Origin of the sequence: Oribacterium sp. KHPX15 (genome assembly GCF_900107835.1) — a bacterium.
Classification (GTDB): Bacteria; Bacillota; Clostridia; order Lachnospirales; family Lachnospiraceae; genus Oribacterium.
In genome coordinates, this window is the sequence record NZ_FNRG01000020.1 from 58,922 (window position 1) to 77,106 (window position 18,185).

The 18,185-nt window shown below is 40.4% G+C and carries 16 protein-coding genes and 1 pseudogene; 13 read left to right on the top strand and 4 right to left on the bottom strand.

All coding sequences use genetic code 11. The features are described from left to right. Positions 1 to 25: 25 nt before the first annotated feature. On the top strand, positions 26 to 3,238 hold the full coding sequence (locus tag BLV86_RS12055; protein WP_090817710.1) for an insulinase family protein: 3,213 nt from the start codon (positions 26 to 28) through the stop codon (positions 3,236 to 3,238). Between the two features lie 164 nt (positions 3,239 to 3,402). After that, complete coding sequence (locus BLV86_RS12060; protein ID WP_090817713.1) at positions 3,403 to 6,066, top strand: sensor domain-containing diguanylate cyclase; 2,664 nt, start codon at positions 3,403 to 3,405, stop codon at positions 6,064 to 6,066. 150 nt (positions 6,067 to 6,216) lie between these two features. Here the strand turns inward: BLV86_RS12060 and BLV86_RS12065 are convergent, their stop codons facing one another. The 3 genes from BLV86_RS12065 to gloA2 all read right to left on the bottom strand — a co-directional run bounded on the left by BLV86_RS12065 (position 6,217) and on the right by gloA2 (position 9,575). Beyond that, positions 6,217 to 7,032, bottom strand: coding sequence for a Cof-type HAD-IIB family hydrolase (locus BLV86_RS12065; RefSeq protein WP_090817716.1), 816 nt, complete (start codon positions 7,030 to 7,032; stop codon positions 6,217 to 6,219). 576 nt (positions 7,033 to 7,608) lie between these two features. Beyond that, a complete protein-coding gene (locus BLV86_RS12070) occupies positions 7,609 to 8,739 on the bottom strand; it encodes a glycosyltransferase family 2 protein (protein ID WP_090817718.1) in 1,131 nt (376 codons plus the stop codon). A 458-nt stretch (positions 8,740 to 9,197) separates the two neighbouring features. Then, positions 9,198 to 9,575, bottom strand: coding sequence for an SMU1112c/YaeR family gloxylase I-like metalloprotein (gene gloA2, locus BLV86_RS12075; RefSeq protein WP_090817722.1), 378 nt, complete (start codon positions 9,573 to 9,575; stop codon positions 9,198 to 9,200). A gap of 98 nt (positions 9,576 to 9,673) precedes the next feature. Here gloA2 and BLV86_RS12080 point away from each other — a divergent pair, with 98 nt between their 5' ends. Both BLV86_RS12080 and BLV86_RS12085 read left to right on the top strand, forming a co-directional pair. Next, positions 9,674 to 10,378, top strand: coding sequence for a bifunctional hydroxymethylpyrimidine kinase/phosphomethylpyrimidine kinase (locus BLV86_RS12080; protein WP_139297917.1), 705 nt, complete (start codon positions 9,674 to 9,676; stop codon positions 10,376 to 10,378). A 70-nt stretch (positions 10,379 to 10,448) separates the two neighbouring features. Next, positions 10,449 to 10,892, top strand: coding sequence for a GNAT family N-acetyltransferase (locus BLV86_RS12085; RefSeq protein WP_090817728.1), 444 nt, complete (start codon positions 10,449 to 10,451; stop codon positions 10,890 to 10,892). Positions 10,893 to 10,960: 68 nt separating this feature from the next. Here BLV86_RS12085 and BLV86_RS12090 read toward each other — a convergent pair whose 3' ends face one another. Next, complete coding sequence (locus tag BLV86_RS12090; protein ID WP_090817731.1) at positions 10,961 to 11,554, bottom strand: hypothetical protein; 594 nt, start codon at positions 11,552 to 11,554, stop codon at positions 10,961 to 10,963. A 541-nt stretch (positions 11,555 to 12,095) separates the two neighbouring features. Between BLV86_RS12090 and BLV86_RS12095 the strand changes: the two genes are divergently transcribed. From BLV86_RS12095 to BLV86_RS17890, 9 genes and pseudogenes are all read left to right on the top strand, one after another. After that, positions 12,096 to 12,326 carry a helix-turn-helix domain-containing protein gene (locus tag BLV86_RS12095; protein ID WP_090817734.1) on the top strand — a complete coding sequence of 77 codons (231 nt, stop codon included), beginning with the start codon at positions 12,096 to 12,098 and terminating at the stop codon, positions 12,324 to 12,326. A gap of 90 nt (positions 12,327 to 12,416) precedes the next feature. Continuing rightward, positions 12,417 to 14,042: an ATP-binding protein gene (locus BLV86_RS12100; protein WP_090817736.1), complete on the top strand. Its 1,626-nt coding sequence runs from the start codon at positions 12,417 to 12,419 to the stop codon at positions 14,040 to 14,042. Further along, a pseudogene (locus BLV86_RS12105) lies at positions 14,029 to 14,267 on the top strand (hypothetical protein); the annotation flags it as partial. The gene BLV86_RS12100 and the pseudogene BLV86_RS12105, both read left to right, overlap by 14 nt. A 217-nt stretch (positions 14,268 to 14,484) precedes the next feature. Beyond that, positions 14,485 to 14,925, top strand: coding sequence for a GatB/YqeY domain-containing protein (locus BLV86_RS12110; protein ID WP_090817739.1), 441 nt, complete (start codon positions 14,485 to 14,487; stop codon positions 14,923 to 14,925). A 191-nt stretch (positions 14,926 to 15,116) separates the two neighbouring features. After that, positions 15,117 to 15,461, top strand: a complete 345-nt coding sequence (locus tag BLV86_RS12115) for a GNAT family N-acetyltransferase (RefSeq protein ID WP_090817742.1) — start codon at positions 15,117 to 15,119, stop codon at positions 15,459 to 15,461. A 38-nt stretch (positions 15,462 to 15,499) separates the two neighbouring features. Beyond that, the gene (locus BLV86_RS12120; RefSeq protein WP_090817744.1) at positions 15,500 to 15,685 is read left to right on the top strand and encodes a hypothetical protein; all 186 of its coding nucleotides are present in this window, start codon (positions 15,500 to 15,502) and stop codon (positions 15,683 to 15,685) included. A 44-nt stretch (positions 15,686 to 15,729) separates the two neighbouring features. Continuing rightward, positions 15,730 to 16,455, top strand: coding sequence for a metallophosphoesterase family protein (locus BLV86_RS12125; RefSeq protein WP_090817746.1), 726 nt, complete (start codon positions 15,730 to 15,732; stop codon positions 16,453 to 16,455). A gap of 344 nt (positions 16,456 to 16,799) precedes the next feature. Further along, positions 16,800 to 17,663, top strand: a complete 864-nt coding sequence (locus tag BLV86_RS12135) for a YdcF family protein (protein WP_207647474.1) — start codon at positions 16,800 to 16,802, stop codon at positions 17,661 to 17,663. A gap of 114 nt (positions 17,664 to 17,777) precedes the next feature. Then, the coding region (locus BLV86_RS17890; RefSeq protein WP_242873299.1) for a DUF6429 family protein at positions 17,778 to 18,185 on the top strand (408 nt) is incomplete at its 3' end.

Here is an 18,185-nt window from a genome sequence, read left to right on the forward strand (position 1 = left end):
ATTCGGTGGATATAAATGAGGAAATATGAGTATTATACATAAGATATATAAGTCACAAATTAATCATTATACTCTTAAAAAGATTACAGGAGTTATTCTGGCTGCCTCTATGGTTATCACCATGGCGGGTTGTGAGGCAACGTCTGTCCCTGAACCAAATCCTATACCTGAGTCTGTTTCCGAAGAAACGACTGCAGCTGGAAATAAAGAGACTGTTCCTGGAATCGAAGAAACTACCCCTGATACTGAAGAAGTAAAAAGACAGGCTGTAGAACAGGATGAGAATGGGTACCCTTATCTTTCCGAAGAGGTGGATGAGGAATATCAAAACGATCTTTTCAAAGAGGGCAACAGTTATCTTGATTATAAGGTAGAAAGAACAGGAACAGTTAAGGCGCTTAGAGCAGACACAGCTGTGCTTAAGCATGAAACCAGCGGAGCTACATTATACCTTATCAGAAATGATGATAAGGAGCTGGGCTTTGATATAAGCTACCGGGTTCCGCAGCTTAACAATGCTGACATACCGCACATTTTCGAACACTCTATACTTGCGGCTTCGGATAAATATCCGGCCACGGATCTTTTCTTCGATATGTCAAATACTACCTACAATACTTTTACCAATGCTATCACCTACAATACATGTACTTCATATCCGTTCAGTACCCTGAGTCAGGGTCAGTTTATAAAGCTTTTGGATGGCTATATGAGCTGCATGACTTCTCCAAAGGTCCTTGAAAATGAAAATTATTTTAAACGTGAAGCACTAAGGTATCAGCTATATGACATCGATGATCCTATAACACTCAGTGGAGTAGTTTTTTCAGAAGATATGGGAGGGATGACAAGCGGACAGGATATCTCTTGTTATGCAGTAAATGAAAGTTTATATCCGGACTCGATAATGAGTTATGCCAATGGAAGATGCTATACAGATCTTGAAAACCTGAACTATAGTAATCTGCACGAAGTATATAATTCATATTACAGATTTGATAATTCATTGATGATTCTTTACGGAGATATGGATTATAAGGCTGTACTTGAATATCTGGACCGGGAATATCTTTCAAAGTACCCTGAAAAAGAAGAACCTGTAAATATCCCGGAAATTGTTGTTCCTGATGGTTATGTAGAAACCGAATATGACATTCCGGTTTATGAGGATGATACTTCAGGCAGTCAGAACAGTATAACGTATGCTTTTGATCTTTCCGGGTTCACTCCGGAAGAAGAACGCGAACTACTTGTATTCACGGCTCTCATGATGGATTCTTCTTCTGTTTTTATGAAAGCACTAAGAGAAGAAGGACTTCAGTGGAATACGTTTTCGACGTTGTCTCCTTATAATGCATGGTATCCTGTGTATCAGGTGATGGTTTACACCCAGGGAGAGGATATTGACAAAAACGTAATAAAGAAAATTTTTGATGATAGTCTTTTGGAGGTTTCTGAAAATGGATTTCCAAAGGAAATCTATGATGTTGTAATAAAAGAAAGAGAACTGCAGGATGCTTTTGAAAGAGAGAAGGTTACATTCATAGATACTCTTTCAGAGGCAATCGCAGTACCCTGGACAAGAACCGGAGATCCAATGGTCATGGAAACAGATGAAGCAGCCTTTGAAAAGCTCATTCAGGATCCTGATCAGACCAGGGTAAAGGGACTTGCAAAGAAGCTTATGGAGGTGGACCGCAAGGCACTGATTTACTGTAAAGAAAAGCCGGGGCTTGCAGAAAAGAAAGAGCAGGAAATAGAGGATTATTTAAAGAACTTAAAAGTTGATATGTCGGAATCGGAGCTTCTTAAACTGATAGAAGATACCAGGGATTTCGATGAATGGAATGAGGAAAATGTAACGAACAAGAATACTGTGATCAATGTTTCCGATCTGCCTGAGCCGATGAAATATGACACTCCTGAGATCACAAATCTCGGAGAATGTACCGTGGCAGCAGTTCCCATCGAACAGGAAGATATATATAGCGTAAGCCTTTTTTATGATACTTCAACTCTTAAGCAGGAAGAACTTTTTGACCTCGTGCTGTATTTAAATCTTTTGGGCAATGTTTCCACAACAGAAAGATCAAAGGAGGAATTTGACCGGGAAAGCAACCTGAATGGAAGCATAAGCACAGGCCTGTCCGGAACAGATTTTAAAGAGCCTTTCGACAGATTGTATCTGGAAGTATCATTAGGCGGATTCACAAAGGATTTCAGCAATAATCTCAGTCTCATGGAGGAGATGCTGACAAAATCCGATTATAAAATGGAGGAAGTACAGGAAATAGTACAAATACTTAAAAATAATAGTGATCCTTCCAATATCAGTGCTAATAAAGCAGCAGTAACCCTTGCAAGGGCTCTTTCCGGCACAAGCACGGGCTTTGAATATTACATAATGAAAGGTATGCATGATTATCTTACCGGAATTGAAACCGCACTTTCGGAGAATGATGGCGCGATTGAAGAATTGGCAGAAAGAATGAAAAATATCCGGGATAAGATATGGCATAGTGATCATATGATCATGGGAATAGCTGCCTCACCGAAGGGTATCGCTGAAATAAAAAGTGAATGCGGGAAACTTATAGACAGTATGCCATCGGGAACAGGTGATGATTACCGTGAGTCTTATGATTATGGCATTCCTGATGAAAAACGGGTAGGTATCATTGTCAGCAGTCCTTTGCAGTCTATGTGCGGCGGGTATATCCTGGAGGATTCTGAGTTCAAGGGCAGATACCTTCCGTTTTTGGAGGCGCTTAATGACAGATACATTATTCCTGAAATGAGATATAGAAACGGTGCATATGGCGCAGATGTCAACTACAGAATTGAAAAAAGAGTAGTTAGTATAGGTACCTCAAGTGATCCTAACTGTAAAACAACGCTGGAGGTTTTGGATGAAGCTCCATCCGCTCTGAGGGAAATGAGTCTTACGGGGGAGGATATTGATACGTACACCGTTTCTGCTTTCAACAATGTTATAAAACCTATGGGTGATATCAGCCGTGCAGAGTCAGGCATTTATACATTTTTTGCAGGAAATGATCCGGATTATCTGATAAAAATTGCTGAAGATATGAAAAAGGCAACACTCGAAGACCGGAATGGTGCGGCTGATGTAATGGAAAAGGTTGTCGGGGACGGATACTTTGTGATGGCCGGAAACAAGGCAAAACTTGAAGAGGATAAAGACTGTTTCGACAAGGTATTCTCCTTTAGTGAATGACAGAGATGAGTTATCCATAGGGGAAGGTTCCTGCGATTGAGAACCTTCTTCTGTGGATTTTTGCATTTGCTGAATAACAAGGTTTTAAAAATTAAAAAATTTGAGATATAATTAAGGGTATGATTGTGCATCAGAAATATGTTTAATAAAGGCTGAGACATTGTATGAGCATGGAAAAAATAAACGAGAAAATCAATTATGATCACCTTACCGGTTTTCCTGATATGAACCGGTTCTTTGAGCTTGCTGAGGATTTTTTTGAGTCTAATGCAGGCTGCGGTATAGGTTCGGCCATGCTTTTCATGGATCTCTGCGGAATGAAGGCATTTAACCAGAGATATGGGTACACAGAAGGTGACAGACTCATCAGAGAAGTTGCAAATCTTCTTGTGAAATACTTTGGTAAAGAAGGCTGCTGCCGTACTACTGCCGATCATTTTACTGTCTATACTTATTCGAAAGATCTTGGAAACAGGCTCTGGGAGTTTGTTAAGGAATTCAGGACTGTAAACGATGGCAGGACATTACCGGTCAGAATAGGTGTATATGATTTCAAACAGGGACGGGTTGGAGCAGCCATAGCTACAGACAGATCAAAAATAGCGTGTGACAGCTGCGGAAATATATTTGAATCTACCGTGCGCTTTTTTGATGCAAAAATGCTGAAAAAGTTTGAGGATAGAACATATGTCTTTGAGAACCTGGACATAGCTATGGCGGAGGGATGGATAAAGGTGCATTATCAGCCCATTATCAGAACCTCCAATGGCAGGGTGTGTAATGAAGAAGCACTGGTAAGGTGGACAGATCCGGAAAAAGGTAATTTTGCTCCGAGGAAGATCATTTCCATTCTGAATGAAGCTAAAATTGCGTATAAACTGGACCTGTTTGTTCTGGATGAAGTACTGAAGAAATTAAAAAGACAGTCTGAGGAAGGCTTATATGTTGTTCCAAACTCCATAAATCTCTCGGGAACAGATTTTTATTCCTGCGATATCGTTGAGGAAATAAGGAAAAGGGTTGATGACTCGGGAGTTGACCGTGGCAACATAGTGATCGAAATAACAGAGAGTGTAATCCTTGATGATAAGGATTATATGATGGCACAGATAGAGCGATTCAGAAAGCTTGGATTTTCAGTATGGCTGGATGATTTCGGAAAAGCAAATTCTTCGACAAATATATTGCAGCAAATTCATTTTGACGTTATCAAGCTTGACGAGACCTTCATCAGTAAGATTGAAAATAATGAACGAAGCAAGATAATCATCACAGAACTTGTAAGACTTGCAAGCGGACTTGGCAGTGAGACTGTTGCCGAAGGTGTTGAGACAGTGGAACAGGCTGAATTTCTTGACGAAATCGGATGTACAAGACTGCAGGGGTATTATTTCTGTGATGTAGTAACTATTGAACAAATATTCAGGAGATATAAAGAAGGAAAACAGATTGGTTTTGAAAATCCAAAGGAGTCGGAATACTATTCTGCATTGGGCAAGGTCAATCTTTATGACATGTCTTTTTCCTTATACGGAGACGATGAAAAGCTTGGCAGCTACTTTAATACCATGCCAATGTTTATAATTGAGGTCTCAGATGATGGAACAAAGCTTGCCAGAGGTAATAAATCTTTCAGGGATTATACAAATATTCATCATCCGGGAATGCTCAGTAAAAGGTTTATTACGAAGGCAGAGATCAATGGTAATATTGGATCTGATTTTCTAAATGCTATGGAGCAGTGCAGTAGAGACGGAAAACCGACCATAGTTGATGTAAGAGAAAAGGATAAAGGCGTAGCGCATCTCTTCATAAGAAGAATAGCAATAAATCCTGAATCCGGAGTGGTTGCTCTGGCAGTAGTTATTCTCAGTTACATTGATAATGACTTAGAGTTAAAGCATAAGGAAGCGCTGGAACGAATTGAGCAGGAGAGAAAGACTTACAGCAGGATAACTGCGCTGTCCGGAAACTACATATGCGTTTATACTGTGGATCCCGTAACTGATCACTTTGTCCAGGTCGTTCTTGATAACAGGTTCAATGAGGTTGGACTTTCAGGCGAAGGTGATGCTTTCTATGATCAGGTGATAGAAAGGGGAAGTAAGGTTGTATATGTCGAAGATAAGAGCATGTTCATATCAAGTTTTACCAAAGAAAATATATTAGATGAAATTGAAGGTAAGGGTGCCTTTGTTCTGAGAATTCGAATGATGTTTGATGGAGAGCCCAGGTTCACCTGTATAAGAGCCGCAAAGATTGAGGAAAAGGATGGTCCTCAGATAATTGTGGGAATAATAAACGAGCATGAGCAGGTAAAAAAAGAAATGGAATATGCCCGAAAGCTTAATGCTGCAAGGAGTATTGCAAATATTGATGCTCTTACCGGGGTTAAAAACAAGCATGCATATATCGAAGCTGAGGAGCAGCTGGATGACCGATTAAGAAATAATGAGGATTTGGAGTTCGCCCTGGTCGTATTTGATCTTAACGGACTTAAGGAGATCAATGATAATTTCGGACATCAGGCAGGAGACAGATATATAAAAGAAGGCTGCAGTCAGATTTGTAAGATTTTCCAACACAGCCCTGTATACAGGATTGGCGGAGATGAATTTGTCGTGATTGCCACGAATCATGATTATCACAATCTTGATGCACTTAGTGCTAATTTTTCTGCATTGAATGAAAAAAATATGGAATACGGAGGAGTTGTGATCGCCATGGGAGCTGCAAGATATAATGGCGAAAACAAAGTGTCCGAAGTATTCAAAAAAGCAGATGACCTAATGTATGAAAACAAGAAATACCTGAAGGAAAGTGAATGATAAACAGGGGGGTCCATAGTTGAGCAGGGAACGGCTTTCATGGATAAAAGCCGTTCCCTGCTGATTTTAAATCCATCGGAGATAGTTCATCTTCGGCTGGAATCGTCCCCCGATGGCTTGCGATTGAGAACAATCCCGTAGCTTCTAAGTTCACTCTTCTAAAATAAATTTTTCGATGACTTCGGCAACACCGTCATCATCATTGGTGTCGGTAATGTAGTCGGCGCGGTACCTCAGAGCGTCCTGGGCATTTTCCATGGCGACACCTAGTCCGGCGAAATCTATCATGGTGATATCGTTTAAGCCGTCACCGCAGGCGATGAGCTCCTCGCGTTGAAGACCAAGTTTATCAAGCAGCTTCTTAAGGGAGGCAGCTTTTTCTATGCCGTTGGGAACTATCTCGAGGAAATAGGTTTCCGAGAAGAAGACATTGATCTTATCTCCGTACTCCGCCTTTATCATTAACTGAATTTCCCTGAGATGTGAATAGTTACCTACGCAAAGGAATTTGCATACCGGACCGTCAAGGGCAGCGCAAAGATCCGGAACCTGCATGAGGGGCACACGGTTTATCTTTGCCTCAAGCTGAGCGTAGGGGTTTTGGTCATCAAGAGTGACTATGCCATTTTTGGTGTATGTCAGGATCGTCACATCATAAAACAACTTCCCATAGTCTATGATGTCCGGATAAAATTCTTCCGGTAATGTTGTCTGCATGAAGGTTTCACCGGTGCGTCCGTCCACGATATGGGCACCGTTGAAGGCCAGCATATATCCGCCTGTCTCTTTCAGGTTCACCATCTCGGCCACCGGCAGGATTCCGACCAATGGTCGGCCGGAAGCCAGCACAATATGCACTCCTTTATCCGCAGCCTTTTTCAATGCTTCCTTATTTCGTTCTGAAACTTCCTTTTGGGAATTGGTAAGTGTTCCGTCCAGGTCCAGAGCTATCATTTTATATTTCATAAAAACTCCATTCTGCCGCCTTATGTTCGTAATTCATCTATGCTGTATCAATCCTTTAATTAAAACGTTTTTGGGATAACGCTTATTTTAAATGATAAAGCTATTGGCTGTTTAATACAACCCTGCTTCAGGTATTTTATCTGGGTTTTGAGGAAGCATGGCAATCAGATTGACTTATATCATTTGTTGAACTATCATTCTAATTAACTCAACACTAAAAATCTTATAATGCAAAGAGCTGAAGCAAACTTAAAAAACATCAATGGACTAAAAAGGAAGGGTACACTGAGCCCCTTCCTTTTTTTGATAATATTTTAATCTGCCGCCTTGAGCGATACGAATATAATCAGGACTGCCGGCAAGTGATACTTTTATCCATTCGATTTCAGAAAGCTTTTTATATTTTCCATTGACCTCTTTTCCAGATCCTTGAAAACAGCTTTTTCATCTTCGGATAGCCCCTGATATCTAAGGTTGTCAAAGTCTTTTAAGGCCTCATCAAGCTGCTCCTCTATACGTTTTGCATCATCCAAAACATAATAGGCGCGGTATCTCTCTGAGAAAGAGGCATTAGCTTCATCCTGGGCAGGACGGATACTTTTTTATAAAATACCTTGATTTCAATTTCTGAAGAGAAGTGACAACCGTAATAAGCGGAAGCTTTGTATAATCGACGACCATCATTTCAGTTACAGGATTAGCAGTCTGATGCATGTATAGAAGTATCCTGAGATCCTCAGCCTTCAGATCATTCTGTATAGATATGGGCTTAAGATAGTACTCAAGAAGCTTATCCCTGTAGTAATTGCCGGAAAAAACAGTGTCGCATTCATCCGGATGGTACTGCACTGATACTGTCTCTGTTCCAAGCTTTTTAGAAATGGGAGTACCGGGGATGACAAAGTCATCCTTTGCAAAATCAATCAGGAATCCCGCAATTTGAGCCCTTCTGAGATCATATTCCTCCTCATCGAAAACATTTCTGTAGAATCTGTCATAGTACTGCATTACATTGGTCTTCATGTTGACTATCTTCGTCAGATTCATGTTTTGCGAAACTAAAGATCCCTCAGTCTTTACATAATAGTATATGGGAGACTTGACCACTGCGATGCGCTCGGCATGAAGCAGATACTCCATATTGAAAATGAAATCCTCGCAATAACTGAGCTCCGCATCCATTCTGAGTTTATAGCGGTCAAGCAGTTCCTTTTTGTAGAACTTATTCCAGATGACACCATAGTAGTAGTCTGCGGGGTTCGATAGCATGTAATCCGCATAGTCTTTCCTTGATAGGATACGATCAGTGTCAATGTCTCCTTTTTGCGACAGGTGTTCCCCCACAACGCGGTAAAAATCCGCGATAACCATGTCTGCATCCGCTGCTTCTATAGCCCGGACGAAAAGCTTTGTGGCATCAGGAGTGATCCAATCATCTGCATCCAGAAACTGTAGGTATGCTCCGGTTGCCATATCTATGGCCATATTTCTTGTATCGGAAACTCCGGAGTTTTTCTTATGTACGGCTCTAACTCTGGCGTCCTTTTCTGCATACTCATCTATGATGGAAGGAGAGGAGTCTTTACTTCCGTCATCCATGAGGAGCAGTTCGAAATCTTTATATTCCTGGTTGAGAATACTGTCTATACATTTTCTGAGAGCTTTTTCAGCGTTATATACAGGGATGATTATACTTACTTTGGGCATTTTAAACCTCCACGATTATCTCTATTTCGCTCTTTTCTCATTGAGCGATGATGCCAGATAAGAAAGACTATTGGTCCTACAATTAAAAGGATGATCCATGGAACCGTAATATACCAGTATGCAACAAGTATTATCCACACCCACATCATGTCATATCGGAGCGCATCGAATCCGTAGTACCATTTGGCGGGTGGGATAAAGATGCTTAGTTCAGGGACGCCAACGAAAGCGTCCCTTATACAGCATACCAGTATAAATAAGAATGGAAGTAGTCCAAGTATTAGTAATATGTAGGAAAAAATAAGCTTTTTATCTTTCATTTTATGTTTAATGAACCTTGTAATATTAACACAGAGAAACAGACACTCAGAGATAATAATCGCCTTTAAAGTGCTTGTATACTCTGTGTAATACTAATTCTTGCAAAGTTTCACCTCCACATATTTTCAGTCTGACAGTTACTCGTGTATTTCTAAAGGAAGTCCGTCTGGATCGTGGAAAAAAGTCATTTTCTTTCCTGTGAAAGAATCCAGTCGTATAGGTTCGCAAGTGATCCCCATAGCTTCCAATTCTGCAACTGTATCATCTACGCAATCTACACGGAAAGCAAGATGCCTTAATCCGTAAGCTTCCGGAGAAGAACGGAGCGGATGATCCTTCATTATAAATAGCTCAAGCTCGCAGTCTCCGAGTTCAAGATCAATCTTCCAATCATCACGTTCCGGTCTATAGTTTTCCCTGATAATCTTAAAACCAAGCTTATTGTGATAAAAATCCAATGCGATATCTTTGTCGGAACAAATCACGGCTATATGATGGATGTGGTTTAAGTTCATGCTCTACTTCTCCCTTATCGTATTTTAGATAATTATACCAAAGAGGAATTTACAGAAACAGCGAATTTCTTCCAACAGCAGTGCTCAGTACCCATACCATGTTCAAAGGATTCACGTGTAAGGATCTTTCGGACCAGTTAAAGCCCATCACTGACCACTGGAAAAATGAGGGCATAACCTTTGATGCTATCTGCACCGGTTACCTCGGAACTGAAGAGGAGATCGATACGGTAATAGATATAATCGAGAACTTTAGAAATAAAGACACCCTTGTCTTTGTTGATCCGGCAATGGGATATAACGGAAAGCTTTATCCGGCTTTTGATGAGCACTATGCAAAGAAGAATGCTTTGTTGTGCGGAGTAGCTGACATAATTGATCCAAATATCACTGAGGCTAGCTTTATGACGGATATTCCTTATAAAGATGACTATACTGAGGAATATGTTAAAGAGCTTCTTCTGGCACTTTCGGGATTCGGCACGGAGACGCCAATCCTAACCGGTGTTGCGCTTTCTGAAGGAAAGACCGGAGACATGGGGTATGATTCGAAAACAAAGGTTTTTTTCAGCTATCAGAATGATAAGATCGCTGCAGCATATCATGGAACCGGCGATATCTTTTCAAGTGTCCTTGCAGGAGCATTCGTGCTTGGGATAGACAGGACCGAAGCTCTTAAGATAGCAGCTGATTATACGGCTCTCACCATTTCGGAAACTGAAAAAAATCCTGAAAAGCCATGGTACGGTGTGGACTTCGAGGCAACTATACCGGAGCTTGTGGAAGTGTTAAAAAAAGTATAGGAAATAATTCCATAGGAGATGTCAGCACCATTTGGTACTATACTTATAGAAACGAAGGAGTGTAGAGACAATGGCATATAAGATTCAGTCAATTAATATTGAAAATCTCGAAAGATACGGAGAGATATATGCAGACGCTTTTAATGGCGAACCGTGGAATGATCCGTGGAAAGTAGAAGATGCCATCATACATGTAAAAGAACTATTAGAATCAAAGCAGTCGTATGGTTTGGAATGCGTAGAAGAAGGCAAGGTTGTTGGATTTATTTTGGGTACATCAATGCTGTTCCATTATGGCAGGACTTTTGAGATTAATGACCTGGCAGTAGATCCGGCATATCAGAGACGCGGTATAGCAAAACTTCTCATGGAAAAGTGTCTTGCTGATATAAAAAATCAAGGGATGGTAGGTGTGCACCTCATTACTGCCGGGGAAGGCGTTCTACCCGAATTCTACGAAAGGTATGGATTTAAGAAAGAAAATGAAGTGATTCTGATGGGGATGGAATTATAAGAAATCCAATTGTGATAGTATAAGGCCTGTGAAGTATTAGCAGTATCTTCACAGGCCTTCTGTTTGATTTATTCTGCACCGGTTCCTCCGGCATCCGAAGCTACAGCATCAGCTTCTACTATTTCCGGAGCGCCTTCAGGTGCTTCGGTTTCGTCTATATCCGTCTGATCTTCCGGCTTTTCCTCTTCGTCTTCCCAAAGAGACTTATGTTTCTTTTTGGTTTTCTCAGACATCATCCGCATTTGCTCTGCCATGGTGTATAGTTCCGGAAACTTTTCCATCAGTTTCTTTAGATCCTTTGCAGGAACTCGGTCACCCCTTCCGTAACGAATAGCTACCTGCATGCATTTGCTCATTTCTTCGCTTTCTTTGGCATACGCATCAGCTTCATTTTTTGCTGCCTGTATATTCTGGAGGGATACCTGTAATTCCGTGACCATGGCAGTATAATCACAGTATTCCTTATGTTTTTTAGAGAGCGCCTGGTAACTGAGTTCAAGTCGGTCATAATCTTCCTTTAATATGTCAGCTTTTTCCGGCTCTTCTTCCATTATTTTTGCCAATGATTCCTTTTCGTGACGAACCTCGCTCATCCTCGTCGTATATTTTCTGATCTGTTTCCCATAAGTAGTGAGGGCATCATTTATCGTTAGTTTTGGCATGACAAACCTCCTGAGATCGTGTTCAGTAACTTAAATACTTCCTATTGGGCTTATCGGCAGATTCAGGACAATTTATATAGAAAAAAATATAAAAAAAAGCCGAATCGGGAATAGATATGAAGGGCGTTGATAATGGTAAAAGTCTTATTTTTATTAAAACAGCGCCCGATTGACGAATATATAGAAATATATATGTATATATACATATATCTGTAAATAACAGACGATTATCTTGTTTTGGCTAAATCCAAGAATATATGTTCTCTTTCTATGTACATTTTTTTCTTACCTTATTTGCTACGATATTTATAGGATAAGAAGAACAAATAAGCCTCATTGGAAAGGATTTGATTCTTCTTACATCTTAAAGCATCCGTGACCAATACAATGGCGGATGCATTCGATTTAATATTGTTTTTAGAGTCACTATAAAATAGAAAATATATAGGTATTTATAGATTCTTTATTTCTGTATCCTATCATATATGGTAGAATTTATATGTTGGTGTAACCCTAAACTGGTCTAAAGAGGATAACAGAAATGAAAGTTAGCTACAACAAATTATGGAAATTACTAATAGATAAGGGCATGAATAAGACTGAACTTATGGAAGCCGTAAGGACCAGTCCAAATACCATTGCCAAAATGGGAAAGAATGAAAATATCTCCATGGATGTCATAATGAGGATATGCGAATGCCTTAGTTGTGATGTTGGCGACATTATGGAAATGATCCCGGATGATGAAGGAGACACGCGTGAAAAGAAATAAGTATAGTGCCGGGGCTGTTAAGTTTTCATTCTGGTTTATGGAGTTTAGAAAAGAAGTTTAAGGTTTTCAAGAAGTAGGAAGGTATCTGATATGACGATAAAAGAGGTCTTAGAAAAAGATGAAAAACAGATCTTTGACCGAAAGAGTATAAATATCAATCCGGCTGATTTGTCTGACACAATATGTGCTTTTGCTAATGCAGATGGCGGAACTGTGGCTATAGGCATATCTGATAAAACACGCAGGATTGAAGGTGTTGATTATCATACCGAACAGTTAAATGAGATTCTCAGGACACCTATAGACTTTTGCAATCCGACAGTACCGGTCACTACAGAGATGATTGAATGTACCAACTATGAAGGTAAACCGGATCATGTTTTACTGATACATATTGAAGCCAGTCCTCTTCTTCACTCAAATCAGGCGGATGAAGCATTTATACGGGTCGGAGATAAAAGTAAAAAACTGGATTTTAATGATCGTATGACACTGATGTATGCCAAAGGTGTCCGTTACTATGAAGATGAACCTGTGGCTGATGCAACGATTCAAGACCTTGACATGGATTTTGTGCGGAGTTACTGCAATAGGATCGGATACAGCAAGTCTCCTGAGGAATATGTCAGAGAAAATAAGAAGTTTGTTACGGTGAAGGATGGTAAAGACCAAATATCTGTGGCTGCAATCCTGCTGTTTGGAAAAAATCCGCAGCTCTATTTCCCACGGGCCTTTATACGCTTTATCCGCTATGACGGCGTTGAGGCTAAGGTTGGCAGGGACATGAACGTAGTTAAGGATGTCATCTTTGAAGGCCGCATCCTGGAGCAGGTCGAAAAAGCGGTTGACTTCATAAAAATCCAGATGAAGGAGAAGACCTATCTTGGTTCAAATGGTATCTTCGTGACCGAAGAAGAGTACAGCGAGTTCGTCCGAACAGAGATTGTGGTCAATGCAGCTACCCACCGAGATTATGGAATAAAAGGTACAGACATCCAGATCAAAATGTTTGATGACCGTCTGGAAGTGGACAGCCCGGGGAACTTTGCAGGAATGGTAAAGAAGGAGAATATTCGATATACTCATTTTTCCAGAAATCCTAAGATTGCAGCTTTCCTTAAGGATTACGGTTATGTTAAGGAGTATGGCGAAGGTGTGGATCGTATGTGTAAGGAACTGGAAGCTGTCGGACTGCCTGATCCTGTATACGATAACAACACATTTATTCTTAAAACGACGGTGAATAGTGCGTCATATAAGGCTCAATCGGCAACTTTTGCGTCGATTCAGCCAAATGGCGCGTCGATTGAAGGGCAAAACGCGTCGATTCAGCCAAACGACGCGTCGATTGAGGAACAAAACGTGGGTATTCAGCCAAACGACGCGTCGATTCCATGGAAAGATGTATTACTAGAAAAGTTACATGAGAAAGAAGTAGCTGAAGAACTATCCCAAAAGGAAGTAGTGGATATCGAAACGGCAATTAACAATATAGAAATAATGCAGGTCATTACTTCTAATGAAATAATGCAAATTCTTTCCTGTAAGACAACAAAAGCACGGTATATTTTAAAACTGATGGAAACGAATGATATCATAATTCCGATAAAGGGTAAGGGAAAAGGTAAGTATTTGCTGAATACTAACGATTTCAATGTAAAAATAATAAGTCAAAATAAACCAGGTACGATAGGAAAAATCAATGGCAGAACTTAACTTAAAACAGATAATAGACAGGTTGAATACAGAGATTACTGGTGAGACCCGTAAGCTCGTATTTTGGTATGACGATAAAGCGGAATTTGAGGAAGATATAGATTCTGTGGAGCTTGATAATGCCAAGGTCTATAAGCTGGAGAAGGACAATCAGTTTTATACGAAGTATTTTTGGAAAGGGAAGATACTACAACAAATTATCTGATATATGCACCGTTTCCAAAGGTTTCGTACATCGATAAAAGAAAACAAAAGGGTGCTCTTTGGATATTGGGAGGTTCCGAGCTTCAATCTGTTGTAAATAAAGCCAAGAAATTAGGATTTACTTTCATTTACAAAGAAGGCGGAGGAAAAGTGACAAAAGGAAAAAATGCATGGTGGTGTAAGAAATAAAGCTTATACCTAATAGTTTTTAAAAATAATAAGAAAGAAGGTATTAAACATGACAAAATTTGAAACACTTCAAAAAGATATGATCGCTGCAATGAAGGCAAGAGATAAAGCTAGAAAAGATGCAATTTCTTCTCTTATATCAGATGTTAAGAAAGTGGCTATAGACTCTGGATCAAGAGACAATATAGGTGACGACCTTGTGGATCAGGTGATTCTTAAGTCTCTTAAGACTGCGAAAGAACAGATCGATACTTGTCCGGACGATAGAGCAGAACTCAAGGCAGAGTATCAGTTCAGATATGATGTAATCAAGGAATATGCTCCTTCTATGATGTCTGAGGATGAAATTAAGGCATTCTTGAAGGAGAAGTTTGCTGAGGTGATAGCAACCAAGAATAAGGGAGCAATAATGAAAGAGATAATGCCGGTTCTTAAAGGTAAAGCTGACGGCAAGGTGATCAATATGGTAGTTGCAGAGCTTTGTAAGTAAGCACCAGAAAGAGTAATCACATGGAATTAAAGAGTAACCATATGAGAGTTTTTACAGTTTATTGGAATTTTTTTAGTTTGCTGTGCGATCGCAAAGATAACCATAGCATTGCTTAGAAATAAGAAATCATAGTCATGGAATACATGGATGCTTTCTATAGAAAGATTACAGGAAAGAAAAAGGAGTGACTTATGGATTTTAAATCGACCAAATACTGCACCTGGCTGGAAGACGAGAACGGAAAACGTATTGCAGTACTTGAATATCCGGAAGTTAAACCCGGGATAGTAAACCTTACTCATACAGAAGTAGATCCGTCTATGAGTGGACAGGGAATAGCCGGAAAAATAACTGAACATGTAGCGAACCTTCTTAGAGAAGATGGCCGTAAGGCTGAGCTTTCATGCTCCTACGCTATAAAATGGTTCCAGAAACACCCTGAGTATGCAGATGTTTTAGCTGATCCTGAAGCAGAAGCAGAAAAGGCAATGAACCTCGGCGGTCCGGCTTGTGGGATAAAACGGCCTAAAAGCTAAGGTTATTCTTTCAGTTTTGGCAACGGAATGGTGTTCATATGGATAATCGTAGAGAATGGTCAATTTACCGGGATGAATTAGTCAGTGCTATAGTAAGCCTCGGATTCCCGGGCGAATTTGGCAACCAGATAGCAAAGCAGCTAGGAAGTCCCAAAGCCATGCAGAGAATGATAAGGTATCTAAATAATGTGAGACCACATAGTGCAGAAATATTGGCAGCGTAGTGGCGCAGATTTATGGGGAGATGGTGTAGAACGGAGGCGGCTATATGGCAACATACGTAATTTCGGATATCCACGGACAGTATGATATGTTTATGGATCTGCTTGAGAAGATTTCGCTTACAGATAAAGATAAACTCTACATTCTCGGGGATATCATTGATCGTGGGCCATATCCTATAAAGACTATGCGAAAGCTTATGGGGATGCCAAATGTGATCTGCCTTCTGGGAAACCATGAGCTTATGGCTCTTAATTGTCTTGAATTTCTCATGAACGAGATCAATGAAAAATCCATAGCTGATTTAGATGCAAAGAAACTAAACGACCTGGTCATATGGATGCGGAACGGATGCGGTACGACCATAAAGGAATTCAGGGAACTTGGCAGAGAAGATCAGAAGGATATCATTGAATTCATAAAGGATTTTTTGATATATGAGGAGGTTTCTGTTTCCGGAAAAGATTATCTTCTTGTCCATGCCGGACTTGGGAATTTCAGTCGAGAAAAAGATCTAGAAGACTACACTCTTAAAGACCTTGTATGGGAAAGACCAAATTACGATATTCAATATTTCCCGAACAAGTATGTTGTCACAGGTCATACTCCTACTCAGATCATCAGAGGAAATCCAAACCCCGGATGCATATACAAAAACAAGGGTAACATTGCCATTGATTGTGGAGCATTCATTCCAAACGGACGTCTTGCGGCATTCTGTCTGGATTCAGGAGAAGAGTTTTACTCGTATACTGATACAAATGAGAGATGAGAATCCAATTGGGTGATTCCGGTAAAGGATGCTAAAGTCAGAGGTGAACTGGATAAAAGGGTATGATTATCATCATTACCGGTGAATCTCATATAGGAAAACATATCATTTCCATTATGTCTATGGTATTGGCGATAAGGCGCTGGATGTTTCGCAAGCTTACGGTGTAAGTATTGCATATTCGGATATCAGTGATCCCTTTGCAGGTTACCACCTCAGGTATCTGAATACAGGTAAAGATGTCGAGATCCCGGATTGACAGAATACCATGATCATCAATTGAGCAATTCAAGTTTGTAAGAGGCAAGCTCTTGATAAAGTCATCAAATAATAATATGAAACACATGATTAAATATATATTGATGCTCTGCATTGTTTTTTCTCTTTCAGGGTGTGGGAGCAGGAACGATAAAACATCTTACGATCCAAAGCTTATAGAAAATATTGTCGAAGAAATGGCGGTGGATTATGGTACCTACGGTGTGGAGGCAAATGACAGAATAAATAAACTGTTAAAAAAACTGGCCGAAGAAGATGAAGTAGCAGGAACAAGATGGAATGAAATCATGGATTTATGGAGTTCCGAGGAGCTTGGTCAGCCACTCCATTACGATATCTTGCCGGATGGTCTGCCCGATACGGACGAACTCTGCATCGTTGTTCTTGGTTTTCAGCTGAACCCTGACGGAACAATGAAAGAGGAACTTGTTAAGCGCCTTACCGTTGCTCTTAACAGTGCAAAAAAGTATCCGAATGCGTATATTGTCTGCACGGGAGGCGGAACAGCTTCCGAAAACGAATCCGCTTCAGAAGCCGGTGAGATGGCGAAGTGGCTTTTTGAGCAAGGAATCGAGAAAAAACGTGTCATTGTGGAAGATAATTCTATCACCACCGCCCAGAATGCCATTTTCACCTATGACATTCTGACATCGCTCTATCCGTCGGTAAAGAAACTTGCAATCGTGTCGAGCGATTACCATATCGCAACAGGAGAGCTGCTTTTTAAGGCTGAGTCGATCCTCAGGGCTAATGCTCCGGGTAATGAAAAACTTGAGGTGATCTCCAATGCCGCATGGAAGGCACCTTCCGGGTCGCTTTCTACCATGTTTCAGGCAGGAGCGCTCATAGAGCTGTTCGGGGACGTGGAAACGGCTTTCGATATCTACTATGACAATTATGATATCCACGGGCTGCCTCCGCTTCATTGAGATATTATACAGATTAAGCATACTTACTATCTGGAGGAAAGATTGTGACAATATCAGAGATTTTGAGAAAGATGATTGCTTATTCTAAGCCATACTTGAAAGGATAAAGGAAAAATGAGAACACGGGAAGAAGCAATAGATGACATGATACTGGCACTTATGTATCTTACACGTTTTAATGACGGGGAAGGCAGGCCCTTCAATGAACTTGCGTGGAAGAACTATGATTTTGATGCTATTGAAAGGCTTGATAAGGAAGACCTTATCATTAATCCAAAGAATAAGTATGCATATCTTACGGAGAAAGGTCGTGAGAGAGCAAGACGTATGCTGTCAGAACTTGATGTAAAAGAACCGGGGATATATAAACGTTTTGAGTTTTGTGAAATCAAACCTGAGTTATCAGATGAAGTTGTGAAGATCGAACAGATATGCTTCCCTCCAAATGAAGCATGCACCCCGGAACATATGAAGGCACGTATCAAAGTTGCGCCGGATCTGTTTTTGGTGATTAAAGACAGG